Genomic DNA, 25717 nt, shown 5'->3' on the forward strand with positions numbered 1-25717 from the left:
CCGGCGACGCGGTCGCGGCGCTAGTCGTGCTCCACGTCGACGGTCCCGTTCGGGCCGATCCGCACGATCACGTCGAAGATGGGACGGAGGGTGCCGACGACCATCTCGTGGTGGGCGTCGGGGTCCATATGGAAATGCGCTCGGCTCCCGCTCGCGGAGAGGCGCCGGGTCAACACGTGGAGGAACCGGAACAGCTTCTCGTCGGAGACGTACTGCTGGAGCGCGGTCAGCGAGTGCAGACAGAAGACGACCGGCCGGTCGTCGTCCGCCCACTCGGAGAGCTGCTTGGTGATCAGGATGCCGAGCTTCGAGAGGTTCGAGGGCTTCGAGACGCGCGTGAGCGAGACCGACTGCCCGCCGCCGGTCGTCTCGGAGGCGACCGACCGCGGTCCGCCGTGGCTGCCCACCTCGATCGCGGCGATCTCGCCGGCGTCGATCCCCGCCCGGTGGCACACGTCGATCCGCTCCGCGGCGGGCTCCTCGATGGCCACGATCAACACGTTTCGGTCCGGCGAGACGTCCGCGGAGGCGCCACCGCCGCCGGCGACATCGCCGGCACTTCCGTCGGCATCACTTCCGTCGGCGCCGTCCCCGTCGGCGTCGAGCAGCCGCCCGCAGGCCGTCTCCGAGACGGGCCCCGAGAGCGAACTGAGCACCAGCGCGTTCGATCCGGGGTCGAGCATATCGAACGCGGGCAGGTCGGCGGCCGCCTCGGCGCCCGATTCCCGGTCCGTCGCCCCGGCGTCCGCGTCGTGGCCCATCCCGTCCCACGACTCCGTTCCGGCCGAGGCGGAAGTCCCCGCCGGCGTCTCGAGTCCCTCGAGCTCGAGGGCGTCGGAACCGGCGGGTTCGGACGCCGGCGGGGAGTCCGATGCCGCCGACTCGGCCGGTTCTCCCTCGGACGGTCCCTCTTCCGGCGGCTCACGGTCGGACGTGGACCGCCGCGTCGCAGCCGCCGGATCGCTCCAAAGCCGTTTCTTCCGCTCCGACGGTTCGGCGGCCCCCTCCGCCGCCTCCCGGTCGGCGTCCGGGGTCTCGTCGGCGTGGTCGCGTTCGTCGGCGTGGTCGCGTTCGTCGGCGTGGTCGCGTTCGTCGGCCTGGTGGTACCGCTCGGTCTCCGCCGTGGGACCGGCGGTCGGACTCCGGTCGGCCGCGTCTTCGTCGACCGGTTCGATGGTGATCCCGTCGTGGTCCGTCGTTGCGGACCCCGCGGCGTCGACCGCCGCCTCGGACGCGGCGGTCGACTCGTCGGCGGGCTCGTCCTCGGTTCCGGCGTCGTGGTCGGTGCCGGATTCGTAGTCTGCGTCGGCGTCGTGGTCGGTACCTGCATCGAGGTCGGCATCCGCGTCGGAGACGGACTCCGTCACGCCGACGTCGGATTCCGCGTCGATCGCGTTCCAGATCCGGTCGTCGGTCTCGGGTTCCGCCACGTCGCCTTCCGGCCTCCCCTGCGATTCGGGGGGTTCCGATCCTGCCGCGGCGTCGTCCTCGTCGGCGGCGGGCGCATCCGCCCCGCTTCCCTCCGCGGCGGTCCCCGCGTCGTGACCGACGTCGGTCGTCCTGCCCGCTTCGGGATCAGCATCGCCCCGAAACCACTCCCAGTCATCCTCATCGTCGGTCTCCCGGTCGGGATCGGCGTCCCGGTCGGAGACGTCGTCTCGGTCGGAGTCGGCCCCGCCAGCCGGTTCGTCGGCGTTCGACTCCGGGTGGGCGCTGGACGTCGATTCGGTTGTCGTCGATTCGGTTGCCGTCGATTCGGTCGTCGTCGATTCGTCCGCCGTTGATTCGGTTGCCGTCGATTCGTCCGTCTCCGTCCCACCGTTCACGATGCTCGTTCGGAGATCGCGGAACCGTCCCCCGCGCCGGGCGGCGTCGCGGTCGGTGCTGCCGTCGCTGGCTGACTCGGCCGTCCGGTCGTGGTCCGGGTCGTCCGCACCGGTCGACTCGTCGGTCATCGTGGGTTCTCCCGGATCGGCTTCGAAGCCGGATCCGACGTGTCGCGTCCCCGTTCCGTCGGCGGCGCCTCAAACGTCACCGTCGGAGGGGTCGTCGTGGGGGTCCTCGCCGGCGGTGCCGTCGGCCGCGTCGAACGGCGGCCCCGCCGGTCCGGTTTGCAGCGTCGGGGACGCGAAGGGGTTCCATCCCGCCGGCTCCACCTCTCGGAACGTCGCGGCGCAGTCGGGGCACTGCGGCGCGTCGAGCATCGCGAGATCGACCGTCTCGCCGCAGCCCGCACAGTCCGCCTTCCGGATCCCGTCGGCGAGCGCGTCGCGTCTGAGCGCCGCGAGCCGATCGTTCTCAGCGAGCCTCGATCGGATCGACTCGAGCTCCGATTCGAGCGTCGATTCGACCGCGGATTCGACGGCGTCGACCCGCTCGTCGACCTCCCCGATCCGCCCGTCGAGGTCGTCGATCCGCGCGAGCAGGTGTTCGAACAGCGCCTCGATCTCGTCGAACTCCTCGTCGATCCAGCCTTCGATCCCGTCGATCTCCCGGTCGAGGGCGTCCTCGGTGGCGTAGCGCGCGAGGGCGTCCTCGGTGACGAAGTCGTCGGTTTCCTCCTCGAGCGTGGTGAGCCGGCCGTTGATCCGGGTGAGGTCGTCGGAGATCCGGTCGGTGTATCGCTCGTGGCGCCGCCGTTGGTCCTCGACGTCCAGCGACAGGTCGTGGACCTGTCGGCGCAGGTCGTTCGAACCCCCCTCCGTGAGCGAGTCGGCGCGGAGCGTTTCCAGAAGGCCGCGAAGCACGTCCTGGAGGTCGACGTCGGCGTCGTCATCGACGTCGGCGGCCGCGTCGTCGACCGTGGCGTCGTCGGCGTCGTCGACCGTGGCATCGTCCGTGGCGTCGACGGCGGCATCGTCCGTGGCGTCGACGGCGTCGGATCCGGGACCGTCCCTCGCGTCGGCGTCGGTGAACCCGGGAACGTCGTTCCGGGGCGTCGCGTCGGGCTCGGTCGTCTCGGAAACGGCCGGGCGGCCGGCCTCCCCGAGGGCCTCGCCCTCGCCGCGGAGGCTGTCGAGCTCGTCGAGCATCCAAAAGGAGGAGATGAGCTGGTTCAGTAGCTCCTGCTCGGAGACGCCGCGGGACTCCGCCGTCTCGGAGACCCACTCGGCGAACAGCTCGGTGTCGGGCGGGGAATCGGTCATACGATCGGGATCTGATACCATCGTCTGGGCGACTCGTGTCGTTCGTCTGAATGTTATTCCACGGCTGAATAAAGGTATCGGGAAAAAACCGCCGCTATCTTCCCGCTCGTCCCGTCGGCGTGTTGCGTCCGTCAGACGGTCTCGAGTTCGCGTCGTCCGCCACGGTCCGGGTGCGGCGTCTATAAGTGGTTGCGTCGTCCGCCGCGGACCGAGTTCGGGGTTTATAAGCGGTTACGTCGTCCGCCGCGGTCCGAGTTCGGGGTTTATAAGCGCTCGCGACGCCGAGGGGGCGGTATGCTCACCTTCATCGGGCTCGGCCTCCATGACGAGCGATCGATCACCGTCGAGGGACGGGACGCGTTGCGGGCGGCCGACCGCGCGTTCGCGGAGTTCTACACCAGCCGGCTCGTCGGGGCCGACCTCGCGGACCTTGAGGACTACCACGAAACGACGATCGAGGTCCGGGACCGCGCCGGCGTCGAGCAGGATCCCGAGCCGATCCTGGCGGCCGCCGAGTCCGGCGACGCCGCCTTCCTGACCGCCGGCGACACGATGGTCTCGACGACCCACACCGACCTCCGGCTCCGCGCCGAGGACCGCGGGATCGACACGCGCGTGATCCACGGGGTGACCGCCCAGTCGGCCGCCTCCTCGCTGACCGGCCTGCAGAACTACCGGTTCGGCAAGGCGGCCACGCTGCCGTTCCCGTACGCCCACGGCGGCGACGGCGTGCCCGACAGCGTGATCGAGACGATCGAGGCCAACCGCGAGCGCGGGCTCCACACCATCGTCTACCTCGACATCAAGGTGGGAACCGGCCCCCGCGGTCCCGACCCGGACCACGAGGAGTACATGACGGCCGATCGTGCCGCCGCCCTGCTCGCCGACGACTGGGCGGACGTCCTCGGCGTCGTCGTCGCCCGCGCCGGCAGCCCCGACGCGGTCGTTGCCGCCGACCGCCTCTCCGCGCTGGCCGACCGGTCGTTCGGCGATCCCCTCCATCTGCTGGTGATCCCCGGCGACTTACACCACGTCGAGGCCGACGCGCTGGCCGGCCTCGCTGACGCGCCGGCGGACCTGTTGTCGTGAGGCCGATTCGTTCCCTTATATTCGTTCCCTTATAAATCGTCGTCGCGGACGGGAAGCGATTAGTCGCCCCGTCGGAAAGGGCACCTATGGAGACGACTGACGCCTTTCTCGGACTCGCGTGTCACGACTGCGGGGCCGCCCACGACCTCGCGGCTGCGGCCCGCTGTCCCGACTGCGGCGGTCCGCTCGACCCGACCTACGACTACGACGCCGTCGATCCGGCCGCGGTCAGGGAGGCCGTCGCGGTCAAGGGGACCGCTGCCGTTGAAGGGACCGCTGCCGTTGAAGGGACCGCCGCGGTCGAGGAGAGCGCCGCGGACGGGATGTGGCGGTTCGACGCGCTCCTTCCGTTTCCGGCCGCCTCGGCGCTGTCGGCGCGGGAGGGCGGCACGCCGCTCGTCCCGGCCGACCGGCTGACGGACGAGCTCGACGTGGCGGAGGTATATATAAAGGACGAGGCGCGCAACCCGACCGGCACCGCCCTCGACCGCGGCCTGTCGGTGACGATGACCGCCGTGTCGGCGCTGGACGGCGAATCAGGAGACGACGAATCAGGGGACGACGAATCGGGGGGCGACCCCGGCGTCGTCGAACCGCTCGTGTGCGCCTCCCCGGGCAACGCGGGCCAGTCGATGGCGGCCTACGCGGGGCGGACCGGGCTGCGGTCGTACGCGTTCGTCCCCTCGCGGTGCGCGTTCTCGAACAAGGCGATGACGAACGTCCACGGCGGGGAGATGCGCGTCGTCGGGGGACGACACCCGGACGCGGTCGCGGCGGTCGACGAGCAGCTCGCGACCGACTACACCGACCTGACGGAGTTCGCGACGCCGTTCCGCCACGAGGGCGCGAAGACGATCGCCCACGAGCTCGCGGCCGATCTCGGGTGGACCGCGCCGGACGCGGTCGTCGTTCCGACCGGCAGCGGTGAGGTCGTCGTGGGCATCGCCAAGGGCTTCCGGGAGCTCGAAACCCTCGGACTGATCGACGACCGGCCGCGGCTCGTCGCGGCTCAGGCCGAGGGGTGTGCCCCGATCGCCGCCGCGCTCGAACGCGGGATCGACGACCCGGAGCCGTGGGACACGCCCGACACGATCTGCGGCGAGCTGGAGATCGCCGACCCCGCCGGCGGCGCGTGGGCGGTCGAGGCCGTCCGCGGGAGCGGCGGACGCGGGGTCACCGCCGGCGACGACGCCATCCTCGAGAGCGCCGTGACGGTCGCCCAACACGAGATCCTCGAGATGGGTGCCGCCGGGGGCGCCGCGCCGGCGGGCGCCTGGGAACTGGCCGAGGACGGGTTCTTCGAGGGCGACGAGACCGTGGTTCTCCTCAACACCGAGGCCGGTCTCAAGACGCCGGACGTGCTGCGGAGCCACCTGATGGGGCAGGGGATCTGACCGCGGCACACGGTCCGGCACGAAAGGTTTACGCGAGCCAGTTGCCTACCTCGCGGCAATGAGTCGCGGCCCCGAACTGATAATCACGGAGAAGGACAACGCCGCCCGGCGGATCGCGGACGTCCTCAGCGGGGAGTCCGCCGAGTCCGACCGGGTGAACGGCGTGAACGTCTACAAGTGGGGCGGAAAGCGGTGCATCGGCCTGTCGGGCCACGTCGTCGGGGTCGACTTCCCGGCGGAGTACAACGACTGGCGCGACGTCGAGCCCGTCGAGCTGATCGACGCCCCGGTCAGCAAGGAGCCGACCCAGGAGCACATCGTCGCGGCCCTGCGGCGGCTCGCGCGCAACGCCTCCCGGGTGGTCATCGCGACCGACTACGACCGCGAGGGCGAGCTGATCGGCAAGGAGGCCTACGAGCTCGTCCGCGAGGTGAACGAGGACGTCCCGATCGACCGCGTCCGGTTCTCCTCGATCACCGAAAACGAGGTGAAGAACGCCTTCGCGAACCCCGACGACCTCGATTTCGACCTGGCGGCCGCCGGCGAGGCCCGCCAGGTCATCGACCTGATGTGGGGCGCCGCGCTCACCCGGTTCCTCTCGCTGTCGGCGGGCCAGCTCGGCGAGGACTTCATCTCGGTCGGCCGGGTCCAGGGCCCGACGCTCAAGCTGATCGTGGATCGGGAACGCGAGATCCAGGCGTTCGACCCCGAGTCCTACTGGGAACTGTCGGGGGACCTCACCAAGTCGGGCGGGGACCCCTTCGAGGCGAGCTACTTCCTGCTGGACGCGGACGGCAACGAGGCGGACCGGGTCTGGGACGAGGCCGTCGCCGAGACCCTCTCGCGGGCCCTCGACGCGGCCGACGGCGCGACCGTCGACGACGTCCGGCGCCGAACCCGCACCGACGACCCGCCGGCGCCGTTCAACACGACGCAGTTCATCCGCGCCGCGGGGTCGCTGGGCTACGGCGCCCAGCGCGCGATGTCGATCGCCGAGGACCTGTACACCGCGGGGTACGTCACCTACCCGCGGACCGACAACACCGTCTATCCCGACGACCTGGATCCCCGCGAGCTGCTCGAGGCCTTCCTCGACACCGGCTTCGGCGACGACGCCGGGGCGCTGCTCGACCGGGATGAGATCGAGCCGACCGAGGGCGACGAGGAGACGACCGACCACCCGCCGATCCACCCAACCGGCGAGATCCCCGCGGCGTCGGACCTCTCGGACGACGAGTGGGAGGTCTACGAGCTGGTCGTGCGCCGCTTTTTCGCCACCTGCGCGCCCGCGGCCACCTGGGAGCACCTCCGCGTGGTCGCGCTCGCGAACGGCGCGGCCACCGCGATCGCCGCCGAGGCCGACCCCCGGGCCGCGCTTCGGGACCCCGAGGCGGCCGAGTCGGGGCAGGAGCCCTCCCTGGCGGCCGACGGCGGGCTTCGCCTGAAGGCGAACGGCAAGCGGCTGCTGGAGGCCGGCTACCACGACGTCTATCCCTACCGGTCCTCGAGCGAGACGATCGTCCCCGACGTCGAGGTCGGCGAGGAGCTGGCGCTGACCGACCGGCAACTCGAGGGCAAGGAGACCCAGCCCCCGCGGCGGTACGGCCAGTCCCGGCTCATCGAGGAGATGGAATCGCGCGGAGTGGGGACGAAGGCGACCCGGCACAACACGATCGAGAAGCTCTACGACCGCGGCTACATCGAGAACGACCCGCCGCGCCCGACGAAGCTCGCGGAGGCGGTCGTCGAGGCCGCCGAGGAGTTCGCCGACCGGATCGTCTCCGAGGAGATGACCGCACAGCTCGAAGCGGACATGCAGGCGATCGCGTCCGGCGAGGCCGACTACGAGGACGTGACCGCCGAGTCCCGGGAGCTGCTGTCGGCCGTCTTCGAGGAGCTCGGCGACTCCCGCGAGGAGGTCGGCGACCACCTGCGGACGTCGCTCAAGGCGGACAAGCGGCTCGGCCCCTGCCCGGAGTGCGGATCGGACCTGCTCGTCAGGAAGTCCCGGTACGGCTCCTACTTCGTGGGCTGTGACGGCTATCCCGACTGCGAGTACACGCTCCCGCTGCCCTCCACCGGCAAGCCGCTCATCCTCGATGACGTCTGCGAGGACCACGACCTCCACCACGTGAAGATGCTGGCCGGACGGAAGACGTTCGTCCACGGCTGCCCGCAGTGTCAGGCCGACGAGGCCGACGCGACCGAGGACACGGTCATCGGCGACTGTCCGGAGTGCGGCGACACGGAGGGCGGGGACCTCGCGATCAAGCAGCTCCGCTCCGGCTCCCGGCTGGTCGGCTGTACGCGCTATCCCGACTGTGACTACTCGCTGCCGCTGCCCCGCCGCGGCGAGATCGAGATCACCGACGAGACCTGCGAGGAGCACGACCTGCCGCATCTCCGGGTGCACGCCGGCGACGAGCCCTGGGAGCTCGGCTGTCCGATCTGCAACTACCGGGAGTTCCAGGCCCGCGAGAACGGCTCGGAGCTGGAGGCGATCGACGGGATCGGCGAGAAGACCGCCGAGAAGCTGGCCGACGCCGGCGTCGAGGGCGTCTCGGCGCTGACGGAGGCGGACCCCGACGACCTGGCCGACCGCGTCGACGGCGTCGGCGCGGACCGGGTTCGCGACTGGCAGGCGAAGGCGCAGTGACGGCCGCCGGGTCGCCCCGTCTCTGCGACCACGACCGCGGGAACCGACAGGACTGAATAGCACGCTCGCGGTGTGGTCGTATGGCCGATTCGGACCGCGTTCGGTACCACACCGCACGGGAGACGGTTCCGGAGGAGCATCGCCACCACTACGACGCCATCGCGGAGAGCCGTGGCGGCGTGCGGGGACCCTTCTCGGTCCTTTTAAATAGCCCCGAGCTCGCCGGCCGCGTCGGGCACCTCGGCGCGTACGTGCGGTTCGAAAGCGAGCTCCCGGACGCCGACCGGGAGCTGACCATCCTCGCGACCGCCCGGGCGTTCGACTGCGCCTTCGAGTGGGCGGCCCACGAGCCGATCGCCCGCGAGGCCGGCGTGAGCGGGGCGACGATCGACCACGTCGCCGACTCGGGTCCGGTCGACGAGCTCCCGGACCGCGAGGCGCGTCTCGTCTCGTACGTCCGCGAGCTCATCGACGAGCACGCGGTCTCGGATGCGACCTTCGAGGCGGCACGCGACCGCTACGGCGAGGCGGGCGTCACGGAGCTCACCGGGACGATCGGCTACTACGCGATGCTCGCCTGCGTGCTGAACGCCCTCGAGGTGGTCCCGGACGCGGACCGGCCGCAGCTGCCGTGAGGCGGCGCGGCCGGGGGACCGGCGAGAGGCACCCATCCCAGCTATCGTACCCTTTTTAGCCCCCCACGGCACAGTCCCGTGTAATGACGAACCCGTGGGCGGAGTGGGATCACGTTCTGAAGGTCGATCCCGACAAGGAGCTGTACGGGGACGAGACGTTCGAGGACGTCGTCGCCACCGGGACGGACGCGATCGAGATCGGGGGGACCCTCGGGATGACCGAGGCGAAGATGCAGCGCGTGATCGACGCCTGTGCGGACCACGACGTCGCCCTGTATCAGGAGCCGTCGAACCCGGCGGTGGTCGTCGACTCGCCGGCGCTGGACGGCTACCTCATCCCCACGGTGTTCAACGCCGCCGACCCCTTCTGGATCGTCGGCGCGCACGCCGAGTGGGTGCGCATCGAGGACGGCCTCGACTGGGACCGCACCACGACCGAGGCGTACATCGTGTTGAACCCCGACGCCTCCGTCGCCGAGTACACGGACGCGGACTGCGACCTCTCGGTCGACGACGTGACCGCTTACGCACGCATCGCCGAGCGGATGTTCGGCCAGGAGATCGTCTACCTCGAGTACTCCGGCACCCTCGGGGACCCGGAGATCGTCGCGGCCGCCGCCGACGCGCTCGACGAGACCACCCTCTTTTACGGCGGCGGGGTCCACGGCTACGAGACCGCCCGCGAGATGGGCACCCACGCCGACGTCGTCGTCGTCGGCGACCTGCTCCACGAGGAGGGCTGTGACGCCGTTCGGGAGACCGTCGAGGGCGCCCGCGACGCGAACGCGGAGTAAGTGGCCGCGGCGGCGTGTGGCGGTCACGGCCACCGCGGCGGCGTGTGGCGGTCACGGCCACCGCGGCGGCGTGTGGCGGTCACGGCCACCGCGGCGAAGTGAAGTGGTCACGGTCGCGGCGGCGGAGTGAGGACGACCGCGGTCGCCGTGGCGTGAGGTCGGCCCGGGCAGTCCCGACCGGCCGGATCCGTAGCTATTTCCCGGCCGATCCGCAACACAGGATCGATGCTTAGCGACGTGATGGAGGATTACCTCAAGGCGATCTACGTCCTCCAGACCGAGGACGGCCCACCGGTGTCCACCTCGGCGATCGCCGAGGAGGTGGGCAAGACCCCGCCGACGGTCACCGACATGCTCGGCAAGCTCGCCGAGCGCGGGCTCGTGGAGCGGGAGCCGTACACCGGCGTCGAGCTCACCCCGGAGGGGGAGGCGGTCGCGCTCGAGGTGGTCCGCCATCACCGCCTGATCGAGGCCTTCCTCGCCGAGCGGCTCGATTACGACTGGAGCGAGGTCCACGAGGAGGCCGACCGGCTCGAACACCACATCTCCGAGGCGTTCGAGCGCCGGGTGGCCGCGGCCCTGGGTGACCCCGAGGTCGATCCCCACGGCGACCCCATCCCCGGCGCCGACCTCGAACCCGTCACCGACGACTCCGTCCGGCTCGCCGACTGCGAGGCCGGCGAGACGGTCCTCGTCGCGCGCGTGTCCGACCGCGACGAGGAGGAACTCGACTACCTCGCCGACGCCGGGATCACGCCCGACACCGAGCTCGAGGTGGTCGACGTCGCCCCCTTCGGGATGGTCACGGTGCGGACGCCGGACGGCGAGCAGAGCCTCCCGGAGTCCGTCGCGGAGTCGATCCGCGTGCGTCGGGTTTAAAAGTAATCCACGACCGCGTCACGCGGTATTTAGATACTATACGCCGCCGGATCCGTCGAGTGCGATCCCTCCTTCACCAGCCGTCGGTCTCCCCGGCCAGCACCGCCCGGACCGCGTCCGCGACGTCGTCGAGGTGGTCGATCCTCGCGGCCGCCGCGATCGGTTCCCCGTCGGCCGGCTCGCCGACCACGACGCGCCGGTCGGGAGCCACCGCCTCGACGATGGGTCGGTTTCCGTCGGCGACGTCCGCGTCGACGAGGACGAGCGCGGCGGCGGCGTCGGCGCGTTCCCGCGCGGTCGCGGCGGCGGCGCCGGTGATTCCCGAAAAGGACGGAACACAGACCGGATCGGCGTCGACCTCGCGGGCGCGCTCGGCGGCCGCGTCGCCGGCCGGAACCACGCCGACGCTCACGTCGAAGCCGGCGGCGGCGAGGACCGAGACCACGGTCGCGGCGCGCCGCCCGGTTCCGACCACGTGGATCGGCGGGTGTTCCATCCCCGGATCCGAACCGTCGTCGGACGTAGCGGAGTCATCGTCGCCCGCGGCGGAGCCGTGGCCGGGCGTCTCGGGCAGCGCGGTGACGAGCGGCGCGGTCGACCCCGGTTGTTCGGTGACGAACGTCCGGGCGTCGAAGGCGTCCCGCAGGGCGGCCTGGGAGAGGACGGTTTCGGGGGTGCCGACCGACCGGACGCGCCCGTCCGCGAGCAGCAGGAGCTCGTCGCAGTACCGCGCCGCGAGGTTGAGGTCGTGGATCGCGGCCACGACCGTCTTTCCCGCCTCGACGAGCCCGCGGACGAGCTCCAGGGTCTCGACCGCGTGGTTGACGTCGAGGCTCCCGGTCGGCTCGTCGAGGACGAGCACGGGAGTCTCCTGGGCGAGCGCCCGGGCCAGCAGGACGCGCTGGCGTTCGCCCCCGGAGAGGGTCCCGACGGAGCGGTCCGCGAAGCGCGCGGTGTCGGTGGTCGCCATCGCGTCGTCGACCGCCTCGCGGTCGGCGGCGTCCGGGGTCGCGAACCGCGATCGGTGCGGCGTCCGGCCCATCTCGACCACCTGCTCGACGGTGAAATCGAACGAGAGGACGGTGTCCTGGGGAACCGACGCCACGCGCCTGGCGGTCGCGCGGGCGGAGAGGGTCGTGAGGTCCTCGCCGGCGACGCGAACGTGGCCGCGGTCCGGGGTCAGGCTCCCCCGAAGCGCGCGCAGCAGCGTGGTCTTGCCGGCGCCGTTCGGCCCGACGACGCCGAGGAACGAGCCCGCCTCGACCGCGAGGTCGACGCCCTCGAGCACGGTCGCGTCGCCGATGGTGACGGTCACGTCGGTCGCCTCGAGGTGCGGTTGGTCGGCGTGATCGGGATCGGCGGTGGTGTCGGCGTCCGGTTCGGCCTCCACCTCGGTCCGAGATTCGTGGAACCGGCTCACAGCTCGTGCACCTCCCGCTTCCGGAGCAGGAACAGGAAGAAGGGCGCGCCGACGGCGGCGGTCACCACGCCGACGGGCAGTTCGGCGCTGCCGAGCCGGGCGACCGTGTCGGCGACCACGAGGAAGGAGGCCCCGGCGAGTGCGGCGGTCGGGAGGAGGATCCGGTGGTCGGGGCCGACGACGAGCCGGAGCATATGGGGGATGATCAGGCCGACGAAGCCGATCACGCCGGTGACTGCGACGCCCGCGGCCGTGATCAGCGAGGAGACGCCGAGCAGGATCCGCTTCGTGCGTTCGACCTCGATCCCGAGCCCGCGCGCCTCCTCCTCGCCCAGCAGGAGCACGTTGAGGTCGCGGGCGTACACGAGCAGGACGGCGAACAGGACCGGCACGATGACGGCCGTCACGCGCACCTCCGCCCAGCCGGCGCCCGCGAGGTGGCCCATCAGCCAGCCGACGACCTGCCGGAGGCTCTCCTCTGCCTGCAGCTGGAGGTAGGAGACGACCGCGCCGAGGAACGTCTGGACGGCCACGCCCGCAAGCAGGAGGGTCGCGACCGGCGTGCGGCCGTTCCGCGTCGCGATCGCGTAGACGCCGAAGGCGGCCGCGAGCGCGCCGAGAAAGGCCATCCCCTGGAGGCCGAGCCAGTGCAGCCAGGCGGGGAGCATCGCCGGCGCGACGATGAACGCGACCGCGCCGACCGCGGCGCCCGAGGAGACGCCGATGATCGAGGGGTCGGCCATCGGGTTCCGGAAGAAGCCCTGCATCACCGTCCCCGCGGCGGCCAGCGCGAAGCCGACGACCGCTGCGAGCAGGATCCGGGGCAGCCGGATCGCGACGACGATCTGCCGGTGGAGGTCCGCGACCGGATAGGCAAACGGCGAGACGTACCGCAGCTCGACGGCGGGCACGAACAGCGGGCCGGGCATCGAGCGCGTCCCGAACTCCGCGCCGACCGGCACGGCGAGCGCGTTCAACAGCACCTTCGTGACCTCGACTGCCGGCACGCGGACCGGCCCGAGCGCGGCGCTCACGGCGACGGCGACGGCCAGGACCCCCGAGAGGCCCAGACACCAGCCCGCGGTCCGCGCCGAGGTCCTCATTCGTTCGCAAACCGGCTTGCAGTAGGTAAATATTTATTGGGCTGCCGGCGAGGGGACGACGATGGACACACGAACCGCGCTGGCCGTGCTGCTGGCCGTGACGCTTCTCGTCGGGGGGATCGCGACGCCGGTCGCGGCCGCGGACGTCGGCGCTGACACCGCGGACGTCGGCGTCGGCACGGCAGACGGCGGCGCCGATACCGCGGACGCCGACGCCGCCGGTACCTGTGGGTTTCCCGTCGAGCTGACGGACGCCTCGGGCGAGACGCTCCGGCTCGAGGACCGGCCCGAGCGCGTGACGACGACGAACCCCTCGGCCGCCCAGACGATGTGGGACATCGGCGGGCGGGATCAGGTCGTCGGCGTCACGCGGTACGCCTCGTACCTCGAGGGCGCGGACTCGCGAACCGACGTCTCCGCCGAGTTCGGCGTCAGCATCGAGGAAGTGGCAGGCACCGATCCGGACCTCGTGCTGGTCCCGAACTCGACCGACACCGAGCAGCTCGAGGGGCTGCGCGACGCCGGACTGCCGGTCTTTCACCTCCCACGCGCGCACTCGATCGAGGACATCGCCGCGAAGACGACCACGATCGGGCGGCTGACGGGGAACTGCGAGGGTGCCGCCGAGACCAACGCCTGGATGAACGAGCGCGTCCAGGAGGCGCAGTTGTCGGTCGATGATGGCGATCGGCCGACGATCCTCTATCCGCTCGGCAGCGGGTACGTTGCTGCCGGCGACACCTTCATCGACGAGATGCTCTCGGTGGCGGGTGCGGAGAACGTCGCGGCGCGGAACCACACGGGGTACCCGCAGCTGTCTTCGGAGGTCGTTCTGCAGCTCGATCCCGAGTACGTCCTCATCACTGACCGCGATACCGACATCGTCGACGAGGAACCGTACGCGAGCACGACCGCCGGCCGGGAGGGGAACACGATCTACGTCGACGTCCAGTGGGTCAACCAGCCGGCGCCGCGGAGCGTCGTCTACACGGTCGAGAACGTCTCGGCGCAGCTCGAGGCAGCCGAGACGACGCCGGAGCCGGCGGAGACCGAGGAATCGGCGGTCCCGACCGACGCCACGACGACCACCGCCGGGGACGATGGCGATGGTGACGACGAGGGGAGCAGCTCGGGGGTCGGTGCACCCGGCTTCGGGCCGGCCGTTGCCGCGATCGCGCTGCTCGTGACGGCGCTGGTCGCGCGGCTGCAGGGCGGCCGACGCCGGTCGTAGCGCCGCGCGGTCAAATCTCGCGCGGGTCGGATCGTTCGCGGGCCGGATCGTTCGCGGGTCGGATCGCTCGTTCCCCGACCGCCACCTCGCCCCGTTCCACCTCGGCAGTCGAAACGACCTTACGGGCCGGGCCCGGCGGATCGATATGGTCGAGAACGTCATCTATCCCGCCTATCTCGACGCGGAGCTGTCCCGGTCGGAGGGCCGCCGCGTCGCCGCCGAGGAGGCGCTGTCGGACCCGACCGTCGACGAGATCGCCCAGGCCGTCCAGCAGATCGGCTACGACGCGGTGATCGAGCGCGACGTCACCTACTCTCGCGAGTACGAACCGCGCGGGCGGGTCCTCGCGCAGGGGACGGAGGACACCACGAAGAACGACCTCGTGCAGGCCGTCGCCGCCTACGTCGGCCTCCTCCGGGACGACTCGTGAAGCGCGTCGGCAGCGTCGTGCGAACGGCGCAGGGGCTGGCGGTCGCCCGCGGCGAGGACGGCGAAACCCCGCCGTCGATCGGCGAGGTCGTGGTCGACGACTCGCTGTCGACCGTCGGGCGCGTCGTGGACGTCTTCGGGCCGGTCGACCGCCCCTACGTGGCGGTGACGCCGAACGACGGGATCACGCTGGCCGAACTCGTCGGGGGGCCGCTGTACGCCCGATGATCCCCCGAGAGTACCGCGGAATGGCGGTCGCGGTCGTCCTGTTCCTGCTCGTGCAGCTCGGGGCGCTCGCGCTCGTGCCCGAGTTCGTCGAGCAGGGCTATCAGCCGGTCGAGAACCCCCAGGACCCGACGAACAGCCTCGCGTACGTGGCCGCGATCCTGGTCGCGACCGGGCTGATGCTGGCGGCGTTCCGCTTCGAACTCGACCAGCTGGTCCGGTACGTGATCGTCGGGACCGCCGGGCTCCTCTCCTGGTACGTCTTCGGCGCCCTGCTGGACCCGACGCTCGCGATCCTTCCCTCGGCGGCGGTGTCGGTCGCGTTGCTCGTCCACCCCGAGTGGTACGTGATCGACGCCGCCGGCGTGTTGATGGGCGCCGGCGCGGCGGGGCTGTTCGGCATCTCCTTCGGGATCCTCCCCGCCCTGCTGCTGTTGGGCGCGTTGGCGGTCTACGACGCGATCTCGGTCTACGGGACCGAGCATATGCTCTCGCTGGCCGAGGGCGTGATGGACCTGCGGATCCCCGTGGTGCTCGTCATCCCGCTGTCGGTCTCCTACTCGCTGCTGGCCGACGACTTCGCCGGGGCCGCGGACGTCCACGAGGACGTGGAGGATTCGGAGAGCGCCGAGACGGCGGACGCCGACGCGGAGGACGTAGGAAGCGCGGAGGGTGATGCGGAGGACGCCGAGGCCGACGACGGCGACCGCGACGCGTTCTTCATCGGCCTGGGTGATGCCGTCATCCCCGCCGTGTTGGTCGCGAGCGCGGCGACCTTCTCGCCGGCGCCGAGCATCGGCACGCCACTGCTCGGCCTCAACCTGCCGGCGCTGGCCGCGATGGGCGGGATCTTCGTCGGCCTGCTCGTGTTGCTTCGGTGGGTGCTGCGCGGGCGGGCCCACGCCGGGCTCCCGCTGCTGAACGGCGGCGCGATCGGCGGATACCTCCTCGGGTCGCTCGCGGCGGGCATCCCGCTGCTCGAGGCGCTCGGGGTTGCGGGACTTCTGTAGACGGAACCGTCGCTGGCGGGGTTCTCGCTGGTGTATCCGCTCGTCGTTGCGTCGCTAGCGGTGATGATGAATCGAACGGTCCGCAAGAACACGTCCGAGAGGGATCGAGAACCGCCACGTCGAACGCCATCATACGGACCGATCTCGAGCGTGAGGTCCTCCCGCCGACCGCTACGACCCGACGCTCGCCACGGTCGCCTCGACCGTGACCGCGCCCAGATCGAGGACGACCGTCGAACCCTGTCGGATCGACTCGCCCTTAAATCGGAGGCCGGTGCTCGTCTCGCGGACCTGCAGATCCGCGGTGATCGTCACGTCGCGCTCGACCGGGTGGTCGACGACGTTCACGCTGCCGTCGTCGCCGGTGGCGATGATGATCGCGGGCTCGGCGTCGACGGCGGTCACCTCGGCGACCGTCTCGCCGCCGGTTCGCTCGGCCATCCCGGGATCGATCCGCTCGGCAAAGTCCTCGCGGACGCCGTCCATCCGGAGGGTGACCCGACGCGTCGTGGTGTCGCCGAGGCCGACGTCCGGGCCGACGCGCTCGACCGTGCCCGCGACCTGATAGTCCTCGGCGGGAAGCGTGAGGGTCTGGCCCGTTCGGAGGGGCGTGCCCCCGAATCGCAGGTCCCCCCCGTGGCGGTGGGCGTCCAGCGAGGCCACGAGCCGGAGCCGGCGCGTTCCGGGCTCGGCGGTCGTGTAGGCGACCGCCTCCTCGATCGTCGCGACGGTGCGGCCCGCGATCCGGACCTCGTCGCCGGGCGCGACGGCCTCGGCGGTCGTGGCGGCCACCGTCTCCTGGAGGACGACCCGGGTCTCGGCGCGGTCGATGGCGTCGGAGTCGCCGACCGACCGGACCGATCCCTTCACCTGGTATCGGTCGGTGGCGATCGAGAGGCTGCGGCCGAGCCGGAGCGGGGCGTCCCCGTAGGTCACGTCCCCGTCGTCGTCGAGCGTGCCCTGGATCTCGACGCGCGCGAGGACGCCGACGCCGTTCCCGCGGGGCGTCAGATGGACGTCGGTGACCGTGAGCGACTGCGTGTCGGACGGTTCGTGGACGTCGCCCTCGTTGATCGCGTCCGCGATGGCGGGCTGTTGGGTGCCCAGATCGAGGGTGGCGTAGGTCGTTTCGGTCTCGGGTTCCGGCGGGGCCGGATCGTCGGAAAGGACGAGCGCGGCGCCGGCGACGACGACCGCGAGGACGAGCAGGACGGCGAGCGCGTCCACGACGTTCACGACGCCGAGGAGGTTCCCCTCGTCGTCTATGAGCTCCATCGTCGATCACCGTCCGGAGTCGGCGGTCGCGTGCGGACCATCGAAGTCATCGGTGTCTGTGACACGCGTGCGGGAGGTACATGATTGTTGCCGTTTCGTCCGGTGGGCAAACCCCAGGTGTGACGACGGCGTCGGCGTTCGGCACGGTCGGATCGGCGAAACGCTCCCTGGTCGGATCGGCGAAACGCTTCCCGGTCAGATCGGCGCCGCGCTCACCGGTCGGATCGGAGAAACGCTTCCCGGTCGAAACGGTCGACACCGTGGGGTGGGCGTGCCGCTCGACCCGACGCTTGCGGGGTCGTCGCTACTCCTCTTCGACCTCGGCGTCGTCGCGCCGCTCGCTGAGTTTCTCCCAGATCTCCGTACAGCCCGCTCCGTCCTCGAGGTCCGCGAGGTGGTCGTCGTCCGCGGCGACTTGGTTACTCATATCCTGAGTAACTTCTGGAACGGTTATCAATCTTCCGGTGCCGGTCACCGTGTCGGTGGTGGTTGCTTCGCGATCGGCCACCGTTCACGGTGACCCGAGAGACGGAACTTAAAGGGACCCGCGCGCCAGGAGGAGGTATGGACGCCGAGCGTGACCCGATCGACCTGCTGGAGACGCTCGATCTCACGGAGTACGAGGAGCGGGCCTTAAACCGGCTCATCGAGCTCGGCCGGACGACCGCGCCGGACCTGTCGGAGGCGACGGGCATTCCGAAGGCGCGCATCTACGGCGTGCTCGACGATCTCGCCGATGCCGGCTACGTGAAGGTCATCCCGGGACGACCGAAGCGCTACCAGCCGAAGCCGCCGGAGACGATCCTCGACCGGGCGGTCGAGAACCGCCGGCAGGCCTACGAGTCCTATCGGACCGAGATCGAGGCGGTCCGGGAGGAGTTCCTGGCGACGTTCGGGCCCCTCTACGAGCGCGCGAGCGAGGACATCTCGCCGACCGAGGAGCTGTTCCACGTCGTCGACGTCGGCGACCCCAGCGAGGCCGAGACCCGGTCGCTCTATCGGGAGGCCGACGAGCGCGTGGACGTGCTGACGAAGAGCTTCGAGTACTTCGAGGCGGTCGAACCCGCCTTCGCGGACGCGGTCGACCGCGGCCTGGACCTCCGCGTGCTCCTTCTTGACCCCTCGTTTTTAAGCGCGGAGAACGCCGCGGTGCAGGAACGGATGGTAACCCGCCTTCGGGAGCGGTATCCCGAGGCCGCGATCCGGTTCAGCGCCACGCGGTTACCCTGGCGCGGGACGTTCGCGGACCCGAGCATGGAGTACGACTCCGGCCGTGCCGTGTTGCTCGTCGAGGAGGAGGACATTCCCCTTCATAAACGGCAGGCCGCGGTCACGGAGAACCCGTCGTTCGTCGCCGGGCTCGAGCGGTACTTCGAGTTGACCTGGGAGTACGACACCCTGGAGACCGACCCCTATTTATAGGGACAGCCGACGGCGGTCGGTCGTCACTATTCACACAGCTTTCTGCCGGTCCTCGAAGTCCTCATCGAAGTCCGCCGCCGCCTCGTCCACCGCCGCTCGAAGCCCCGTTCCCGACCAGGACCCGAACCCCGTCATTCTCTCACGCTTCGATCCGGTCATTGTGCTCCTTTCGCCGGCGACAAACAAATACGTGTGGTGACTGCGTGTCTCGATCGCCCATCGGTTGCCGACATCACGCCTCGCTCTCGGCGGCGCGCTCCCGAAGCAGCCGGCGGATGGAGTCCGCGACCGTGTGCTCGGGCTCCCAGCCGAGGTCGGACCGTGCCGCCTCGATGTCGACCTCGAAGGCGTCGACGAGCGTCTCCTCGCGGGGGTTTTCAAGCAGCGTGATCTCGGGCTCGAACCCGATCTCCTCGCTGGCGATCGCCGCGACGCGTTCGGCGACGGTCGTGATGTCCGGGTCCTCCTTCGAGGCGATCTCGTACTTCTCGACGCCCGTCTCGCCGGCGTCGAGGCGGTCCAGGAGGCGTTCCGTGCTCCGGACGTACGCCCGCGCGACGTCGGAGACGTGGACGTAGTTGCGTGCCTGCGTGCCGGGCTCGTAGACGGTGAGCGGCTCGCCCGCGAGCGCGCGGCCGACGAAGAAGTTGATGACCGTCCCCTTCGAGACGCGCTGCCCGTCGATCTCGTGTTCGCCGTAGAGGTTGGACTTGAGGTAGAGGTGGGCCGGGAACGCGCCGTCGGCGAAGTCCTCGATCGCGTGCTCGGAGATCACCTTCGTGCGCCCGTACCAGTTCATCGGGTCGCGGTCGGCGTCCACCGTGATCGGGAAGGAATCGGGGTCGCCGAGCACCGCCATGCTGAACGGGAACACCAGCGCGGCGCCGGTCTTGCGGCAGAACCAGGCCACGTTGTTCGTCCCCTGCACGTTCACCTCGTAGGCGAGGTCCCGCTGCTCCTCGCAGTCGTCAACGCCGCTTATCGCCGCCAGATGGCAGACGACGTCGGCGCCCTCGAGCGCGTCCTCGAGCGCGTTCCGGTGGCGGATGTCGACGTGCTCGACGTCGACGTCGCCGATCGAGCGCACGTCGCCCAGATAGAAGTTGTCGAGAGCGGTGATCTCCCAGTCCGGGTGGGCCTCCTGAAGGAGTTTCACGACCCGGCTGCCGATGAATCCCGCGGCGCCGGTGACCGCCACGGACGTCTGGCTTGGCATACCCGAGTGGGCGGCTTCGGGCGGCAAATAGCCCCCGCTTTGCGGTGACGAGTTCGAACGATGGGTCCGTCACGGGCGAACGTTTTTTGGTGGTTTCCAACGACGGTCTCCCGATGTCAACGAGACACCCGCCGGAACGACTCGCGGAGTTCCTCGACCGCCTCGAACGTGACCTCGGCTGGATCGTCGAGCAACGCCGGTCCGTCCTACCGGGATATGACGAGACGTTTTACGGGCGGCTTGCGGACGCGTGGCCGGACGTCCGGGCGAACTTCGATCGGTTGCGGCAAGATCTCACGCCGGAAACCGTCCCGGTTCTCGAGGACCACGGACTCACGGACTCCCAGTTGGATCTCAAACTGCGCGCGATCGAGTCCCGTCGGTCCGCGGTCACCTTCGTTCGGGAGCACTGGGAGGCAATCGGCGAATTGGGCGTTCCCGTTCGGATGCGCCTGGTCGGCGAGACGTTGCGATCGTATTTCGAGACGTTGCAACGCGTGCTCGAGTCCCTCCTTCAGGCCCTCGGCGCTCCTGGTGCGGTCGCGGAGTTCAAAGACGTCGTCGAGAACAGCATTCCCGGATGACGGTGTGGTGATCCGACGGGTTCACTCCGCCCGGTCCGTGAACCGTGCCGCGAGCTCCCGGATCCCCTCCCGGAGGGACCGCTCGGGCTCGAAGCCGGTCCCCGCGAGCCGGTCGAAGTTGACGTTGTAGGACGGCCCCGGGTGTTCCTCCTCGAGGTAGGTGATCTCGAGGTCGCGGTCGAGCTCGTCGCGGACGGCCTCGGCGATCTCCGCGATGCGGTAGTTGGCGTCGGTGTCGCCGACGTTGTAGACGAGCCGGTCCCAGCGCTCGGGCTCGAGCGCGGCGGCCGCGTACGCGCGGGCGGCGTCGGTCACGTGGATGAACGGCCGCCAGTTGGAGCCGTCGCCGTAGACCGTCAGAGGGCGGTCGGTGAGCGCGCGGAAGACGAAGTGGTTGACCACGAGGTTGAACCGGACGCCGGGGGCGTAGCCGTAGTTCGTGCTCATCCGGAGCGCGGTTCCCTCGAGGCCGTACTCCGCGATGGCCTCCTCGAGCAGCGTCTCGGCCCCGAGCTTCGTCTCGGCGTAGGGGTTGATCGGGTCCGGCTCGACGGTCTCGTCGATGTCGGTCGTGGCGGCGCGCCCGTAGACGTTACACGAGGAGGCGAAGACGACGTTCGAGACGTCGAGCTTGCCGGCGGCGTGGAGGACGTTCTCGGTCGCGTCGTAGTTCACGCGCCGCGTCTCCTCGCGGCGGTCGTGCGTCGAGGCCGCGCCCGTGATCGCCGCGAGGTGGATCACGGCGTCGGCGCCCCGCATCGCCGACTCGACGTCGCCGTATTCGGTGACGTCGCCGCGCCGGAAGGCGATCGCGTCGTCGGTGGCGAGGCCGCTGCCCATCAGGTTGCGCGGCGAGGCGTTCGAGAGGTCGTCGAGGACGGTGACCCTCGCGACCCGGTCGTCGCGGCGGAGCCGCGGGACCAGGGCGCTCCCGATGTAGCCGCAGCCGCCGGTGACGAGGACGTGCCGGGCGGCGTCGGCGTCGTGCCGAGTGGAGTCGACGTCGCGTCGGGTGGAGTCGACGTCGTGCCGGGCGGAGTCGGCGCCGGTCACTCGGCCTCCACCTCGGCCTCGTCGTCGGGGGTTCCGCCGGTCTCCGCTTGCTCGTCGTCCGACGCGAGCCGGTCCTCGAGCACGCCCGGGAGGAACCGGTCCTCGTGGGCCGCGATCGTGTCGGCGTGCTCGGTGAGGGTGGCGAGCACGTCGCGGATCCCCTCCTCGAAGGTGACCGACTGGCCGTCGATGAGCTCGAGGTAGCGCTCGTTCTCCATCTCCATCTTGTGGGTCTCGTCCTCGTCGCGGGGGTTCTCGAAGTGTTCGACCTCGGTGCCCAGGTCGAACTCGGCGGCCACCTCGGCGATGGTGGTGCCCATCTCGACGATGGAGATCGGGCGGGTGACCTGGTTGTAGACGACGTGGTCGGCGGGCCGGTCCGCGGGGTCGCCGAGCGCGAGGCGGGCGAGTCCCTCGACGGCGTCCTCGAGCGCGACGAAGGGCTTGCGCTGTTCGCCCTTTCCGTAGACGGTGATCGGATAGCCCGCGACCGCCTGGGCGGCGAAGCGGTGGGCGACGACGCCGAAGTAGTAGTCGAAGTCGAACCGGGTGGCGAGCCGGTCGTCCGCCGCGGTCTCGGCGGTCTCGGTCCCGTAGGTGATCGCGGTCCGGACGTCCGAGACCGGGAGGTCGAACTGCTCGTGGGCCAGCCGGAGGTTGGCGGCGTCGTGGCTCTTCGTGAGGTGGTACCAGCTGCCCGCCATCGCCGGGAAGGGGACCTCGTCGCGCTCGCCGCCGTGCTCCATCGTCGCGCCGCCCTCGGGGATGGGGAACTCGGGGGCGCCGTAGACGCCGGTGGTGGTCGTCTCGATCAGGTGGGTGTCGGAGAGGTCGTTCTCGTGAAGTCCCCACGCGAGGTTGCGCGTGGCCTGCATATTGTTGTGCTGGGTGAAGTTGGCCCGCTCGCCGTTGATCTGCGAGTAGGGTGCGGAGGGCTGGGCCGCCGTGTGGACGACGGTGTGGGGCTCGTGGACCTGGAGGAGCTCGTCGACGAACGACCGGTCGGTCAGGTCGCCCTCGACGAACGAGAGGTTGCTCAGGCCGTGAACCTCCTCGGCCGCTTCGAGACGCTCCGCCATCGACGCGACGGGGATCGCGGAGGTCGAGCCGACCTCCCCGACCCACTCGCGTCGCCCGAAGTTGTCGACGAGGATGACGCGATCGGTCGTCCGCGAGGCGATCCGGAGGGCCGTCGGCCACCCGATGTAGCCGTCCGCCCCGGTGATCAGGATGGACATAGTTACTCAGAATATGAGTAAGTGATGGGTAAAAGCTTGTGGAGTCGCGTTCGCCGGTCGAACGGCGGTTGAATGGTCGGACGGCGGTCAGGCGGTCGAACACGTCGTCGGCGCGGTCGAATGGAGGTCTGGGTGGAGTCCGAACTGATCGGCCCGTCGAGTCTCCGATCATCGGCCTGATTTCGAGCGCGAGCTACGCCGACGCCGCGGATCCGGACGAACCCTCCAGGGACGTGGAGAGTTCGACCTCGATAGTGACCGTGTCGTACGGGACGTACGGTTTCTTCGCGCCGCCCTCCTCGTGGAAATGCACGATCCGGTACTCGGACAGGATCCCGAGGTCGTCGTGGACCTGGCGAACGTCGCGATCGAGACGATCCGCGAGGTCGCGGATGCTCTCGGCCGGTTCGGTCATCAGACTTCGCACGATCTCCAGTCGACGTGGCGTCAGCACGCGCTGGATCCGGCTCGCGTCCTGGAAGTTGACGACGTGTGGTACCTCCTCGCCCTGCTCGAAACGTTCGGCGCGCTCGAGCGTGCTTCGGGTGTGTTCCTCGAACGGCTTCGACGTGATTCGAAGCGTCGAGGGATGTTCGACGTCCGTCGGGGGCTCGTGCGCGTGGTCAGGCGAATTCTCGCTCATGGATGGTTTCGACCTCCTCGAGGAATCGTTCAATATGCGATCGAAGGCCCTCGTATTCGATACCTTCGACCTCGCCGCGGTAGTGTCTGTGGTGCCGTCCAACGCCGTGGGCATCGTTCGCGTTGTCGTATCGGAGGATCGACTCGTCGGCGGGGCCGAGATACTGAAAGCTGTATTTCAGACCCTCCGGAAACGCATCGCTTTCGGGGACGTCCCAGGCTAGTGCCTCCCAGCGATCCCCGGTCGGGAACTCGTCGTCGTCCTCGAAGACCTTCAGCGCCGACATCGTCGCACCTGTGTTGTCCACTGTGGACAACGCACGCGCTCGCCATAACTGTTGTGGTGAGAGGACATCACACCGTCGGAAAGAACGTCGGGGTGGGAGGACATCACCCCACGACCGGTTCGACGTCGTCGAGCGAGGAGAGCCGGTAAAAGCGTGCGATCCGGAGGAGTCCGATCCAGACGATCGCGGCGACCAGGGCGCCGAGCGCGTTCACGCCCATATCCGTGAGGGCGAACGTGCGCTCGGGGAGGGGCCACTGGACGACCTCGATCGCGACCCCGTAGCCCCACGTCGTGAGGAACGTGGCGAGGGTTCGGCGCCGGATCGAGGTCGATCGGTCCGAGAGCGCGTAGCCGACCCAGCCGCCGAGTCCGACGTACGCCAGGAAGTGGAGCCACGTGGAGTACGGGATGATCCCGAAGGGACCCATCTCGATCGTCCCCGAGCCGGGCGGCGCGAAGACGGAGTAATACAGGATCACGCCGGCGACGAGCGTGACGACGCCCAGGCGGAGACGCCTCGGGAGCAGCGGGAGCCGGAGTCGACGCCGGGTCACGGAGAGGCCACCATACAGGCGGTAGTTCGGCGGCGGACCAAAAACGGTTCGTGATTCGGTGGCGGGTTGGTGGTTCGATGGCGGATTCGTGGCGTGTCCAGGGAGACCCCACCGTGTCGAGTGTTCTTCGGCTATGGTGGGTGTGGGATGATGAATGTGGATGTGGGTGGACTCGGGTTGGGTGTGGATGGGGAGTGACGAGCGCAACGGCGACACTCGGAGAGGACGGAACCGGCCCGTCCGACGTCCCGACCGATTCCGGCAGGAACACTCGACACGGTGGGGTGGGAGTCCCGTGGCCGGAACGTCCTCGCGCCACGAGCGTTAACGGACTCGACCGTCGACATTCACTCGAACGACCGAATGCTCGACGCTTCGTCTGGACGGGCCAGTCGATTGCACTCACGACCAGTCGTGATCCGCAAGACCTTCGTAGTGTTTCAACCGGCTTTCGATCTCCCAGGCCTCCCATTGACATTCGTGATAGAGGACGTCCGCAAGTTCGGCAAAATTGCTCTTGTCGAGTTCGATCCCGCGATTCCCACGATGGGTAATGTACGCTTCCCTTCGAAGGTCGTCATAGACCTCGCGTGCGGTCGGATAGTCGCCATCGATCGCCGACAAGCTGAGCAGGTTCTCCTTGGTGATCGGCGTCCCCCACCTGTGCTTCGCGATCATCGTTGCCAGGAGCGCACATTTCACCGACGGCTTCTGCATACCCGGGACGTTGACTCCGCCGTATTTAATGCCTGTCAATGACAATTAACGGTAGTGGAAACGCTTATCCTCTCGCGTCTCCACGATTTTGTATGAGCAGCATCGACCAGCCGGAGGACGCCCGCAAACGAACGAAGGAGCTCCGCACGGAACATCCGAGCGGATGGCTCCACCTCACGCAACACGACGCCGTCCCGATCCTCATCGATGCGCTCCTGGATCTCCCGCCGAACCGGGAGTTCAACAAGACCGAGTTCGCACGCCATGCGGGCGTCACGCGACAGACCGTCGGGAACTACACCGACCTGCTGCTGGAGGTCGAACTCATCGAGGAGGTCCCGAACACGTCACCGCGTCGGTACCGGGTCGCCGACAGCGACGTCGTGCGGGAACTCTTCGAGCTGAACAGCGCGCTGAACGGCGTGGGCGAGTAAAGGGCTTATCGGCGTTGGATGGCTACTACTGAATGAGGACGCGGATCAGGCCCGCTGGCTTGAACCCTCGGGACTGATCCGTCGAGGGATGTGGGGTAGTGGCCCACGTCCTGATGACGCCCGATCTCACGGTGCAATAGTCTCCAAGAGATACGTCTGTACCCGTTTTGACTCCAGCATTTGGACCGCCGTTCACGCTGCGGACCACTGTTTTATTAGATCCCTCACCGATCTCTTGGTACGATGTGCTTTGCGGCTCCGACCGTGAAAGAGGTCGCCGAA

The 25717-nt window shown here is 69.6% G+C and carries 27 protein-coding genes; 13 read left to right on the forward strand and 14 right to left on the reverse strand.

Annotated features, from left to right (window positions below; translation table 11 throughout):
* Positions 1-20: 20 nt before the first annotated feature.
* Together BLV25_RS08590 and BLV25_RS08595 are read right to left on the reverse strand one after the other, a co-directional pair.
* Complete coding sequence (locus tag BLV25_RS08590) at positions 21-1955, reverse strand: DUF7504 family protein (protein ID WP_092732195.1); 1935 nt, start codon at positions 1953-1955, stop codon at positions 21-23.
* Positions 1956-2024: 69 nt separating this feature from the next.
* Complete coding sequence (locus tag BLV25_RS08595) at positions 2025-3167, reverse strand: hypothetical protein (RefSeq protein WP_143114410.1); 1143 nt, start codon at positions 3165-3167, stop codon at positions 2025-2027.
* A gap of 273 nt (positions 3168-3440) precedes the next feature.
* Between BLV25_RS08595 and dph5 the strand changes: the two genes are divergently transcribed.
* The 6 genes from dph5 to BLV25_RS08625 all read left to right on the forward strand — a co-directional run bounded on the left by dph5 (position 3441) and on the right by BLV25_RS08625 (position 10593).
* The gene (dph5, locus tag BLV25_RS08600) at positions 3441-4235 is read left to right on the forward strand and encodes a diphthine synthase (RefSeq protein WP_092732201.1); all 795 of its coding nucleotides are present in this window, start codon (positions 3441-3443) and stop codon (positions 4233-4235) included.
* Positions 4236-4321: 86 nt separating this feature from the next.
* On the forward strand, positions 4322-5629 hold the full coding sequence (locus BLV25_RS08605) for a threonine synthase (RefSeq protein WP_092732204.1): 1308 nt from the start codon (positions 4322-4324) through the stop codon (positions 5627-5629).
* 58 nt (positions 5630-5687) lie between these two features.
* Entirely contained in the window at positions 5688-8285 is a 2598-nt protein-coding gene (locus tag BLV25_RS08610; protein ID WP_092732207.1) for a DNA topoisomerase I, read from the forward strand.
* 80 nt (positions 8286-8365) lie between these two features.
* Positions 8366-8920 carry a carboxymuconolactone decarboxylase family protein gene (locus BLV25_RS08615; RefSeq protein WP_092732210.1) on the forward strand — a complete coding sequence of 185 codons (555 nt, stop codon included), beginning with the start codon at positions 8366-8368 and terminating at the stop codon, positions 8918-8920.
* Positions 8921-9003: 83 nt separating this feature from the next.
* The gene (locus BLV25_RS08620) at positions 9004-9714 is read left to right on the forward strand and encodes a phosphoglycerol geranylgeranyltransferase (RefSeq protein WP_092732213.1); all 711 of its coding nucleotides are present in this window, start codon (positions 9004-9006) and stop codon (positions 9712-9714) included.
* 225 nt (positions 9715-9939) lie between these two features.
* Positions 9940-10593 (forward strand): metal-dependent transcriptional regulator, encoded by a 654-nt coding sequence (locus BLV25_RS08625; protein ID WP_021073549.1) that lies wholly within the window; start codon positions 9940-9942, stop codon positions 10591-10593.
* 73 nt (positions 10594-10666) lie between these two features.
* Here BLV25_RS08625 and BLV25_RS08630 read toward each other — a convergent pair whose 3' ends face one another.
* Both BLV25_RS08630 and btuC read right to left on the reverse strand, forming a co-directional pair.
* Positions 10667-12013 carry a heme ABC transporter ATP-binding protein gene (locus BLV25_RS08630; RefSeq protein ID WP_218128619.1) on the reverse strand — a complete coding sequence of 449 codons (1347 nt, stop codon included), beginning with the start codon at positions 12011-12013 and terminating at the stop codon, positions 10667-10669.
* A complete protein-coding gene (btuC, locus tag BLV25_RS08635; protein ID WP_021073547.1) occupies positions 12010-13116 on the reverse strand; it encodes a vitamin B12 ABC transporter permease BtuC in 1107 nt (368 codons plus the stop codon). The genes BLV25_RS08630 and btuC overlap by 4 nt, the downstream gene beginning before the upstream one ends.
* 61 nt (positions 13117-13177) lie before the next feature.
* On the opposite strand from btuC, the gene BLV25_RS08640 reads away from it, so the two are divergent.
* From BLV25_RS08640 to BLV25_RS08655, 4 genes are all read left to right on the forward strand, one after another.
* A complete protein-coding gene (locus BLV25_RS08640; protein ID WP_092732216.1) occupies positions 13178-14347 on the forward strand; it encodes a PGF-CTERM-anchored ABC transporter substrate-binding protein in 1170 nt (389 codons plus the stop codon).
* Between the two features lie 145 nt (positions 14348-14492).
* Positions 14493-14777 carry a signal recognition particle subunit SRP19 gene (gene srp19 / locus BLV25_RS08645; protein WP_021073544.1) on the forward strand — a complete coding sequence of 95 codons (285 nt, stop codon included), beginning with the start codon at positions 14493-14495 and terminating at the stop codon, positions 14775-14777.
* Entirely contained in the window at positions 14774-15004 is a 231-nt protein-coding gene (locus BLV25_RS08650) for an H/ACA ribonucleoprotein complex subunit GAR1 (protein ID WP_021073543.1), read from the forward strand. The genes srp19 and BLV25_RS08650 overlap by 4 nt, the downstream gene beginning before the upstream one ends.
* The gene (locus BLV25_RS08655) at positions 15001-16011 is read left to right on the forward strand and encodes a presenilin family intramembrane aspartyl protease PSH (RefSeq protein WP_092732219.1); all 1011 of its coding nucleotides are present in this window, start codon (positions 15001-15003) and stop codon (positions 16009-16011) included. The genes BLV25_RS08650 and BLV25_RS08655 overlap by 4 nt, the downstream gene beginning before the upstream one ends.
* A gap of 171 nt (positions 16012-16182) precedes the next feature.
* Here the strand turns inward: BLV25_RS08655 and BLV25_RS08660 are convergent, their stop codons facing one another.
* Together BLV25_RS08660 and BLV25_RS17860 are read right to left on the reverse strand one after the other, a co-directional pair.
* Positions 16183-17286, reverse strand: a complete 1104-nt coding sequence (locus tag BLV25_RS08660; protein ID WP_092732222.1) for a DUF4330 domain-containing protein — start codon at positions 17284-17286, stop codon at positions 16183-16185.
* 304 nt (positions 17287-17590) lie between these two features.
* The gene (locus tag BLV25_RS17860; protein WP_021073540.1) at positions 17591-17713 is read right to left on the reverse strand and encodes a hypothetical protein; all 123 of its coding nucleotides are present in this window, start codon (positions 17711-17713) and stop codon (positions 17591-17593) included.
* A 137-nt stretch (positions 17714-17850) separates the two neighbouring features.
* Between BLV25_RS17860 and BLV25_RS08665 the strand changes: the two genes are divergently transcribed.
* The gene (locus BLV25_RS08665; RefSeq protein ID WP_092732225.1) at positions 17851-18708 is read left to right on the forward strand and encodes a TrmB family transcriptional regulator; all 858 of its coding nucleotides are present in this window, start codon (positions 17851-17853) and stop codon (positions 18706-18708) included.
* Positions 18709-18738: 30 nt separating this feature from the next.
* Here the strand turns inward: BLV25_RS08665 and BLV25_RS17865 are convergent, their stop codons facing one another.
* Entirely contained in the window at positions 18739-18867 is a 129-nt protein-coding gene (locus tag BLV25_RS17865; protein ID WP_256335685.1) for a hypothetical protein, read from the reverse strand.
* A 73-nt stretch (positions 18868-18940) separates the two neighbouring features.
* On the reverse strand, positions 18941-19924 hold the full coding sequence (locus tag BLV25_RS08670; protein ID WP_092732228.1) for an NAD-dependent epimerase/dehydratase family protein: 984 nt from the start codon (positions 19922-19924) through the stop codon (positions 18941-18943).
* Between the two features lie 113 nt (positions 19925-20037).
* Between BLV25_RS08670 and BLV25_RS08675 the strand changes: the two genes are divergently transcribed.
* Positions 20038-20508, forward strand: coding sequence for a hypothetical protein (locus BLV25_RS08675; RefSeq protein ID WP_092732231.1), 471 nt, complete (start codon positions 20038-20040; stop codon positions 20506-20508).
* A 21-nt stretch (positions 20509-20529) separates the two neighbouring features.
* Here the strand turns inward: BLV25_RS08675 and BLV25_RS17645 are convergent, their stop codons facing one another.
* The 6 genes from BLV25_RS17645 to BLV25_RS08705 form a co-directional block, all read right to left on the reverse strand.
* Positions 20530-21561, reverse strand: a complete 1032-nt coding sequence (locus BLV25_RS17645) for an NAD-dependent epimerase/dehydratase family protein (RefSeq protein ID WP_092732234.1) — start codon at positions 21559-21561, stop codon at positions 20530-20532.
* Positions 21558-22799: an NAD-dependent epimerase/dehydratase family protein gene (locus tag BLV25_RS17650; RefSeq protein ID WP_092732237.1), complete on the reverse strand. Its 1242-nt coding sequence runs from the start codon at positions 22797-22799 to the stop codon at positions 21558-21560. Before BLV25_RS17650 ends, BLV25_RS17645 begins: the two co-directional genes overlap by 4 nt.
* Positions 22800-22992: 193 nt before the next feature.
* Positions 22993-23442, reverse strand: coding sequence for an HVO_A0114 family putative DNA-binding protein (locus BLV25_RS08690; RefSeq protein WP_021073535.1), 450 nt, complete (start codon positions 23440-23442; stop codon positions 22993-22995).
* Complete coding sequence (locus BLV25_RS08695) at positions 23423-23749, reverse strand: toxin-antitoxin system TumE family protein (protein ID WP_256335686.1); 327 nt, start codon at positions 23747-23749, stop codon at positions 23423-23425. Before BLV25_RS08695 ends, BLV25_RS08690 begins: the two co-directional genes overlap by 20 nt.
* An 82-nt stretch (positions 23750-23831) precedes the next feature.
* Positions 23832-24284, reverse strand: a complete 453-nt coding sequence (locus tag BLV25_RS08700) for a VanZ family protein (protein WP_092732243.1) — start codon at positions 24282-24284, stop codon at positions 23832-23834.
* A gap of 402 nt (positions 24285-24686) precedes the next feature.
* Positions 24687-25001 carry a hypothetical protein gene (locus BLV25_RS08705; RefSeq protein WP_021073532.1) on the reverse strand — a complete coding sequence of 105 codons (315 nt, stop codon included), beginning with the start codon at positions 24999-25001 and terminating at the stop codon, positions 24687-24689.
* 92 nt (positions 25002-25093) lie between these two features.
* On the opposite strand from BLV25_RS08705, the gene BLV25_RS08710 reads away from it, so the two are divergent.
* Positions 25094-25435, forward strand: coding sequence for a hypothetical protein (locus BLV25_RS08710; protein WP_021073531.1), 342 nt, complete (start codon positions 25094-25096; stop codon positions 25433-25435).
* The last annotated feature ends 282 nt before the right edge of the window (positions 25436-25717 follow it).

The organism is Halopenitus persicus (genome assembly GCF_900107205.1).
Lineage (GTDB): Archaea > Halobacteriota > Halobacteria > Halobacteriales > Haloferacaceae > Halopenitus > Halopenitus persicus.

Bases quoted from the DNA above. Each gene is read 5' to 3' on its own strand.
- BLV25_RS08590 (WP_092732195.1), bottom strand. From the start codon at position 1,955: ATGACCGACGAGTCGACCGGTGCGGACGACCCGGACCACGACCGGACG.
- BLV25_RS08595 (WP_143114410.1), bottom strand. From the start codon at position 3,167: ATGGTATCAGATCCCGATCGTATGACCGATTCCCCGCCCGACACCGAG.
- dph5 (WP_092732201.1), top strand. From the start codon at position 3,441: ATGCTCACCTTCATCGGGCTCGGCCTCCATGACGAGCGATCGATCACC.
- BLV25_RS08605 (WP_092732204.1), top strand. From the start codon at position 4,322: ATGGAGACGACTGACGCCTTTCTCGGACTCGCGTGTCACGACTGCGGG.
- BLV25_RS08610 (WP_092732207.1), top strand. From the start codon at position 5,688: ATGAGTCGCGGCCCCGAACTGATAATCACGGAGAAGGACAACGCCGCC.
- BLV25_RS08615 (WP_092732210.1), top strand. From the start codon at position 8,366: ATGGCCGATTCGGACCGCGTTCGGTACCACACCGCACGGGAGACGGTT.
- BLV25_RS08620 (WP_092732213.1), top strand. From the start codon at position 9,004: ATGACGAACCCGTGGGCGGAGTGGGATCACGTTCTGAAGGTCGATCCC.
- BLV25_RS08625 (WP_021073549.1), top strand. From the start codon at position 9,940: ATGCTTAGCGACGTGATGGAGGATTACCTCAAGGCGATCTACGTCCTC.
- btuC (WP_021073547.1), bottom strand. From the start codon at position 13,116: ATGAGGACCTCGGCGCGGACCGCGGGCTGGTGTCTGGGCCTCTCGGGG.
- BLV25_RS08640 (WP_092732216.1), top strand. From the start codon at position 13,178: ATGGACACACGAACCGCGCTGGCCGTGCTGCTGGCCGTGACGCTTCTC.
- srp19 (WP_021073544.1), top strand. From the start codon at position 14,493: ATGGTCGAGAACGTCATCTATCCCGCCTATCTCGACGCGGAGCTGTCC.
- BLV25_RS08655 (WP_092732219.1), top strand. From the start codon at position 15,001: ATGATCCCCCGAGAGTACCGCGGAATGGCGGTCGCGGTCGTCCTGTTC.
- BLV25_RS08660 (WP_092732222.1), bottom strand. From the start codon at position 17,286: ATGGAGCTCATAGACGACGAGGGGAACCTCCTCGGCGTCGTGAACGTC.
- BLV25_RS17860 (WP_021073540.1), bottom strand. From the start codon at position 17,713: ATGAGTAACCAAGTCGCCGCGGACGACGACCACCTCGCGGACCTCGAG.
- BLV25_RS08665 (WP_092732225.1), top strand. From the start codon at position 17,851: ATGGACGCCGAGCGTGACCCGATCGACCTGCTGGAGACGCTCGATCTC.
- BLV25_RS17865 (WP_256335685.1), bottom strand. From the start codon at position 18,867: ATGACCGGATCGAAGCGTGAGAGAATGACGGGGTTCGGGTCCTGGTCG.
- BLV25_RS08670 (WP_092732228.1), bottom strand. From the start codon at position 19,924: ATGCCAAGCCAGACGTCCGTGGCGGTCACCGGCGCCGCGGGATTCATC.
- BLV25_RS08675 (WP_092732231.1), top strand. From the start codon at position 20,038: ATGTCAACGAGACACCCGCCGGAACGACTCGCGGAGTTCCTCGACCGC.
- BLV25_RS17650 (WP_092732237.1), bottom strand. From the start codon at position 22,799: ATGTCCATCCTGATCACCGGGGCGGACGGCTACATCGGGTGGCCGACG.
- BLV25_RS08690 (WP_021073535.1), bottom strand. From the start codon at position 23,442: ATGAGCGAGAATTCGCCTGACCACGCGCACGAGCCCCCGACGGACGTC.
- BLV25_RS08705 (WP_021073532.1), bottom strand. From the start codon at position 25,001: ATGCAGAAGCCGTCGGTGAAATGTGCGCTCCTGGCAACGATGATCGCG.
- BLV25_RS08710 (WP_021073531.1), top strand. From the start codon at position 25,094: ATGAGCAGCATCGACCAGCCGGAGGACGCCCGCAAACGAACGAAGGAG.